The 6303-nt window shown below is 38.2% G+C and carries 7 protein-coding genes and 1 rRNA gene; 5 read left to right on the forward strand and 3 right to left on the reverse strand.

Annotated elements, in window-relative coordinates:
* Positions 1–104: 104 nt before the first annotated feature.
* The 5 genes from ABMY35_RS17610 (at position 105) to ABMY35_RS17630 (ending at position 4688) form a co-directional block, all read left to right on the forward strand.
* Entirely contained in the window at positions 105–542 is a 438-nt protein-coding gene (locus ABMY35_RS17610; protein ID WP_349287397.1) for a hypothetical protein, read from the forward strand.
* A 129-nt stretch (positions 543–671) separates the two neighbouring features.
* Positions 672–2486, forward strand: a complete 1815-nt coding sequence (locus tag ABMY35_RS17615; RefSeq protein ID WP_349287398.1) for a M2 family metallopeptidase — start codon at positions 672–674, stop codon at positions 2484–2486.
* 116 nt (positions 2487–2602) lie between these two features.
* A complete protein-coding gene (locus tag ABMY35_RS17620) occupies positions 2603–3412 on the forward strand; it encodes an ABC transporter permease subunit (protein ID WP_349287399.1) in 810 nt (269 codons plus the stop codon).
* Positions 3409–4311, forward strand: a complete 903-nt coding sequence (locus ABMY35_RS17625; RefSeq protein WP_349287400.1) for an ABC transporter ATP-binding protein — start codon at positions 3409–3411, stop codon at positions 4309–4311. The genes ABMY35_RS17620 and ABMY35_RS17625 overlap by 4 nt, the downstream gene beginning before the upstream one ends.
* A 2-nt stretch (positions 4312–4313) precedes the next feature.
* Positions 4314–4688, forward strand: a complete 375-nt coding sequence (locus tag ABMY35_RS17630; RefSeq protein ID WP_138560614.1) for a PH domain-containing protein — start codon at positions 4314–4316, stop codon at positions 4686–4688.
* A 24-nt stretch (positions 4689–4712) separates the two neighbouring features.
* On the opposite strand, the gene ABMY35_RS17635 is transcribed toward ABMY35_RS17630, so the two are convergent.
* From ABMY35_RS17635 to rrf, 3 genes are all read right to left on the reverse strand, one after another.
* Positions 4713–5375, reverse strand: coding sequence for a GntR family transcriptional regulator (locus ABMY35_RS17635; protein WP_349287401.1), 663 nt, complete (start codon positions 5373–5375; stop codon positions 4713–4715).
* 140 nt (positions 5376–5515) lie between these two features.
* The gene (locus ABMY35_RS17640; RefSeq protein WP_349287402.1) at positions 5516–5917 is read right to left on the reverse strand and encodes a hypothetical protein; all 402 of its coding nucleotides are present in this window, start codon (positions 5915–5917) and stop codon (positions 5516–5518) included.
* Positions 5918–6187: 270 nt separating this feature from the next.
* Positions 6188–6301: ribosomal RNA gene (gene rrf, locus ABMY35_RS17645) — 5S ribosomal RNA — on the reverse strand.
* Positions 6302–6303: the final 2 nt, after the last annotated feature.

Consider the following 6303-nt stretch of genomic DNA (forward strand, 5'->3'; position numbering starts at 1 on the left):
TGTAAGTGCCGAGCTTTTTTTGTTTCTCAAAGTTTTCTTATACGCTTTACAAAATAAACTTAAGAAGACACACTAAGTTAAGTTATTTAAAAGATTTTCTAATTATGACAAAAATCACCACACTGCTTCTTCTTGTTCTAGTTACACTTTTCGGTTGTGGCTCTGATGAATCTGCAAGGGGCGACAAAAGCAGTCCTGGTTACGCAGCGACTATGTATTTTGATGCAATCTATAACAGAAAAGATTTTGATGCTGCGATACAGCTTGCTACTCCGAAGTTGGGTAGGATCATGCGCTCTTATGGAACAGCAAAACAATTTGCAAGAAACTTAGTAAATCTACAGTATGACTCCGTCACAATTGAAGTTGATATGACCAATCAAAGCCTTCGTGAGCAATATGGCGATGATGCCAAAGTCAACTTAGTATTCACTGGCATGTTACGAGGTGAACAAGTTGACGATATGCGCAGCGTTCAAATGATACGTAAGAAAGGCAAATGGTACGTCGATAAGATTAACCCAGACCCATTTGCAAGATAAGGTTAAAACTTAAGGCTGGTTATCCAGCCTTTTTTATTTGTCATAACATCACTTCCCAACAGCATCACATTGTCGCACCAAACAACCACTGCTATTATTCCTCCGAATAAATACAACTGAGAAAAAATAATGACAACAAAATTTAAATTGAGTATTGGGGCGTTAATCGTATCAAGTACACTCACCCTTACAGCTTGTAATACCGTAAGCCAAAATAAAACAGTCACTGAGCAAGATGCCGAAACCTTTCTAGCTAGCTCTGCCGAAACTTTGGTAGACCTTAACGCCAGAGCATCTCGTGCGGCTTGGATTTATGCAAACTTTATTACTGAAGATACAGCGTCACTCTCTGCAGATGTAAATCGTGAATACACAGATATAGTCGTTCGTTTAGCTAATGAAGCAGCTAAATTCGATTCACTGACCTTAAGTGAAGATAATCGCCGAAAAATGGACAAGCTAAAATTGGCTCTAACCCTGCCAGCTCCTCAAAATGCAGAGAAATCTAAAGAGTTGGCAAATATTCTAGCCGAGTTAGACGGTATGTACGGTAAAGGCAAGTATTGCAGAGGCAATGAGTGTATGAGTCTGGGTGATATGACATCCAAAATGGCTACGTCTCGAGATTACGAAGAATTACTAGATATGTGGCAAGGTTGGCGACAAGTTGCAAAGCCAATGCGCCCTCTTTATGAAAAACAAGTTGTTCTTACAAACGAAGGGGCTAAAGAGCTTGGCTATGCTGATACAGGGGCAATGTGGCGAAGTAAATATGATATGCCAGCTGATGATTTTGCAGATGAACTAGACAGGATTTGGGGGCAAGTAAAGCCACTTTATGACTCTTTACATTGTCATGTTCGTGCCAAACTTGGTGAGAAATATGGAGAAGATAAAGTACCTCAAAATCAACCTATCCCTGCTCACTTACTAGGTAATATGTGGGCACAAACTTGGGGCAATATATATGACGTTGTTGCACCCGAAAATGCAGATCCAGGCTATGATGTGACAGAGTTGTTAGCGAAACATAATTATGATGAACTAACCATGGTTAAAGGTGCTGAGAAGTTTTTCACCTCTATGGGCTTTGCTTCATTACCTGAGACATTTTATAGTCGCTCCCTATTCACCAAGCCAAAAGATAGAGATGTACAATGCCATGCTTCGGCGTGGAATCTAGATGCTAAAGAAGACTTACGTATCAAGATGTGTATTCAACGTACAGGCGAGGAGTTTTCTGTTATTCACCATGAGTTAGGACATAACTTCTATCAACGCGCTTACAATACTCAGCCAGTATATTACCAAGAAAGCGCGAATGACGGTTTCCATGAAGCCATTGGCGATACAATTGCGCTTTCTGTTACACCTGGGTATTTAAAAGAAATTGGTCTATTAGATGAAGTACCTGACGAGTCAAAAGACATTGGTTTGCTAATGAAGATGGCGCTAGACAAAGTTGCATTTATTCCTTTTGGATTACTAGTAGATCAATGGCGTTGGAAAGTATTCAATGGCGAAATCAGCCCTGCAGAATACAACCAAGCTTGGTGGGAGCTTCGTGAAAAATATCAAGGAATTAAAGCGCCAATAGCCAGAACTGAAAACGATTTCGATCCAGGTGCAAAGTATCATGTTCCAGGTAATGTACCTTACACACGTTACTTCTTAGCACATATCTTACAATTTGAGTTCCATAAAGCACTGTGTGAAATAGCCGGTGACAAAGGGTCAATTCATCGTTGCTCTGTTTATAACTCTAAAGAAGCTGGTGAACGTTTAAATACTATGCTTGAGATGGGTAGTAGTCGCCCATGGCAAGAAGCATTAGCGACCCTTACGGGCAGCGAACAAATGGATGCAACTGCAATCCTAGATTACTTTGCACCACTGCAAAAATATTTAGATGAGCAAAACAAAGGCCGGCAGTGTGGCTGGTAATTACAAAGTTATTCTTTATTAGGTGACTTTGTTACAACTGCCATACTCTGAAACAATTTAAGTCTTTAATTTACTTAGAGTAACAGCTAATGTTACCGTAAATTAAAGGAGAATTTATGTCATTGTTTCGAGTATGGCAGATTACGCAATTTGAATTAACGCGTTTATTTGCTACAAAAAGAGGCTTGTTAGCACTCGCCGCATTCGCAATGGTTTGGTTTATGATTTTTAAATACCTCATTGCCGAAGCCGTACCTTTTTTAAGTGGCCCAGTGTTTAAAGATATTACTAGACAACTTGCAGGCAGCATAGGCTTTCAGGAACTAATATCTTGGCCTGAAGCCGAGTTTTCAATTTATTGGGTAATATCACTCTATTCCTTCCCACTATTTTCACTGTTTGTAAGCTCAGATCAAACTGTAGGAGACAGACAAAGAGGAACGCTCAGATTTTTATCACTTAGAAGTACGAGAGACGAAATTCTCCTAGGCCGTTATCTAGGACAGCTATTAATCGTCGCTATTTTAATTGTTTTTACTGTCTTAGCAACATTACTCATTATGTCTTATAGAGACCCTTCTCTATTTTCAAGTGGCTTATTACTCGGTTTAAAGCTCAGTATACAGTTAACTTTAGTAAGCATGCCTTTTATTGCGTTGATGGCATTTCTTAACATAGTGACTAGCTCATCAAGATTAAGCATCGTCATGGCAATTTTGTTATTCACATTAGGCTCAGCTGTCATTGCTTATTTTGCTCACTACATTCCGTTTATTAATGTTTTGTTCTATGCCTTTCCTGGTGAACAAATTACAGAAATTGCAGGACAAAAAAATACATCTTTTATTGATTGGCTATTACCTGTTGTTCAAAGTGTGGGTTGGTTTCTCATTTCGGTTGTTGCTTTAAGGAAACGTGCATTATGAGTTTAGTAATAAAAGTAACTAATATAAATAAGACGTTTGGATCAAAAGCAGCTTTGAAAGATGTGTCTTTTGAAATAGAAAAAGGCAAAACAACGGCGCTTATAGGCCCTAATGGTGCTGGTAAAACAACACTTTTTAGTATTCTGTGTGGATACCTTAAACCTGACTCTGGACAAGTAGAAATCTTGGGTTATGAACTCGAAGATCCAAAACTATTCAGTAAACTCTCAGCCTTGCCACAAGATGCGCAATTAGACCCAAGGTTCTCTTTAGAAAAACAACTTAATTTCTTTGGCAGACTCCAAGGCTTATCAAAATCCAATGCAAAAAGTGAAACCCACAGAGTACTTGAGTTAGTAGGTTTAAAAGATAACCTCACAGCCAGAGTATCTGAGTTATCTCATGGTATGAGGAAAAGGGTCTGTATTGCACAAGCCTTGATTAATAAACCAGAAATTATTTTACTTGATGAAGCAACTGCAGGGTTAGACCCTGCAAATGCGAGAGAAATAAGAAATATAATTTCGGATTTAAGCGACCAAGCAACTTTTATCTTAAGCTCACATGATCTAAATGAACTTGAAAGACTGTGTTCAAATATCTTATATCTAGAGCAAGGCGTTCTATCAGAACACAAAACACATAGCTATCTAGGTGAACACTGTTATATAACACTACAGCTAATAACTGAACCTCATCAGGCATTAGATTACTTAAAACAATTACAAGACGTGACCCATGTACAACAAACTCAAAGTAAAGAGTTTGTTATTGAGTACAAAGCAGAAAATCAACAATTCGATATACAGTTACTAAAATATTGTCATAAACTAAATTGGCAATATCGACAGTTAATTAACGGTAACACGTTAGAAAACGAACTATTCAATAAGGAGTAATTATGGGTTTACTAAGTGGATTATTAGGCAATGCAAGTGAAGCAGATAGTGGTAAAACAGAAGAGTTACTAGCAGATAGCTTGATCGAAGGTGAAGTAATAGAAAAAGCATATCAAGTCATCCGCGATATGTTTGTTTTCACTAATAAGCGTTTGATATTAGTTGATAAGCAAGGGGTAACAGGTTCCAAAATGGAAATATTGACTATCCCGTACAACAAGATCACTAAATTTAGTAAAGAGTCTGCTGGACACTTTGACATGGATGCTGAACTGAAACTGTGGATTGGCTCTGAGACTGAGCCGCTTGTTAAAGAGTTTAAGGCCGGAGATAATATTAACGAAGTGTATAGAATAATAAGTAAATATACATTGTAAAAAAGAGCGGCCTAGCCGCTCTTCCTATTGTTGTTCCATTTTAATTAGAAGCTCTTTAATGTCTTCTTTGGCACTTAGAATATGTTTTTTTAAGAAGGCACACGCTGCATCAATGTCTTTTTGCTTACATAAGTCTAATAAAGTACGGTGCTCTTCCGGCGCAGTTGCAAAACCACCTGCCAGTAAAATATGCATACGAACATATCGTTCAGAGTTCTTACTATACATATCTACCAGTTCCGCAGTTTGCGGCCTCTCAGCCTTACAATATAGCTTTCCGTGAAACTCAGCGTTCAATTTACCAGTAGCTAGTTGTGTGTCACCTCGTTCAACAGCCTCTTCTAAATCATACAATATAGCTTCAGCTTCTAATAAATCACGAGGTGTAAGCTTCTGAATAGAATGGCTTAATAACTCAGCCTCTAACAAAGCACGTAAGTCAAAAATTTCATCTATTTGATCAGCACTTAATTGTGTTGCTGTTGCACCTTTGTGAGCTTCGAAATTAACAAGACCTTCAGCTTCTAATTGTAGTAACGCTTCTCGAACAGGTATTCTGCTCACGTTCAACTCTTCTGCTAAAGCAGCTTGTCTTAATGGTTCACCAGCTTTGATCTCACCAGAAAGTATTTTTTCTCTAATTGCTTCTGCAACAAGTTGAGTTCTTGTCTTATGCTCTATGCTCATACTAACCCCTGAACAGCATTTGGCATTCAATATACACGTAAATACTGCTTACAATATAACTTCTAAAAAGCGATAGTGTACTTTACTTAATTACAGAACATTTTCAATAACTTTCTAAGATCCAGAGTAATAAAGGTATTTTAAAGTTTACTCTTTACCCTTTTCCATATTTCACTCTCAACGAACTTTCCATTCTCATACAAGGTGTGGTACCAAAGATCACCTTCTATTTTGAAGGTAAAAGCCATTGTTCGACCGATGTAGTCTTCTAAATTGCCATATTCCACTGTCTCAATAAAGTAATTATCTTTGATAACATAAGTACCTCCACCTGCATAAGCAAACTTATTTGAATGACGCGTAATATAGCTGAAGTGCGAATCTGAAACGATTCGAGTTGAAGTTACTGCCGGCGCTTCAGCTTTAACATTTCCATCTGGGGTTGCATATTCACCACTAACATACTCCCAAGTACCCTTCAATGGATTAGCAAAAGCTGATAATGAAATAGTTAAGAAAAAGACATATAAGATTGATTTCATTAGAGTTCCTTATGATTATTGTTTAACCATTACAGCATATTAGATAGATAAAAGCTCATGAGATTGTTTCATAGTGCAAAAGGTTACCGACAGCGAAGGTAGTGAGCACTGTTCTTTTACACAAGGTGAATATCGTGCGAAAGGTTAATGACAGAGCGTGAAACGCTGACATTCTTTTCGCGCAAGGTGCAGTTAGCTATTTTATCTATTGCAGAGGGACTTAAAGCAAAAAAGCCCGACTCTTTCGAATCGGGCTTTCTTTAAATAGGTGCTTGGCAATGTTCTACTTTCACATGGGAGACCCACACTATCATCGACGCTGTTTCGTTTCACTTCTGAGTTCGGCATGGAGTCAGGTGGTTCCAAAACGCTATGGTCACCAAGCA

The organism is Pseudoalteromonas sp. BZB3 (assembly GCF_040104455.1).
GTDB lineage: Bacteria > Pseudomonadota > Gammaproteobacteria > Enterobacterales > Alteromonadaceae > Pseudoalteromonas.

Excerpts from the sequence above, each read along its gene's own strand:
- ABMY35_RS17630 (WP_138560614.1), top strand. The coding sequence starts at position 4,314 with ATGGGTTTACTAAGTGGATTATTAGGCAATGCAAGTGAAGCAGATAGT.
- ABMY35_RS17615 (WP_349287398.1), top strand. The coding sequence starts at position 672 with ATGACAACAAAATTTAAATTGAGTATTGGGGCGTTAATCGTATCAAGT.
- ABMY35_RS17620 (WP_349287399.1), top strand. The coding sequence starts at position 2,603 with ATGTCATTGTTTCGAGTATGGCAGATTACGCAATTTGAATTAACGCGT.
- ABMY35_RS17610 (WP_349287397.1), top strand. The coding sequence starts at position 105 with ATGACAAAAATCACCACACTGCTTCTTCTTGTTCTAGTTACACTTTTC.
- ABMY35_RS17640 (WP_349287402.1), bottom strand. The coding sequence starts at position 5,917 with ATGAAATCAATCTTATATGTCTTTTTCTTAACTATTTCATTATCAGCT.
- ABMY35_RS17625 (WP_349287400.1), top strand. The coding sequence starts at position 3,409 with ATGAGTTTAGTAATAAAAGTAACTAATATAAATAAGACGTTTGGATCA.
- ABMY35_RS17635 (WP_349287401.1), bottom strand. The coding sequence starts at position 5,375 with ATGAGCATAGAGCATAAGACAAGAACTCAACTTGTTGCAGAAGCAATT.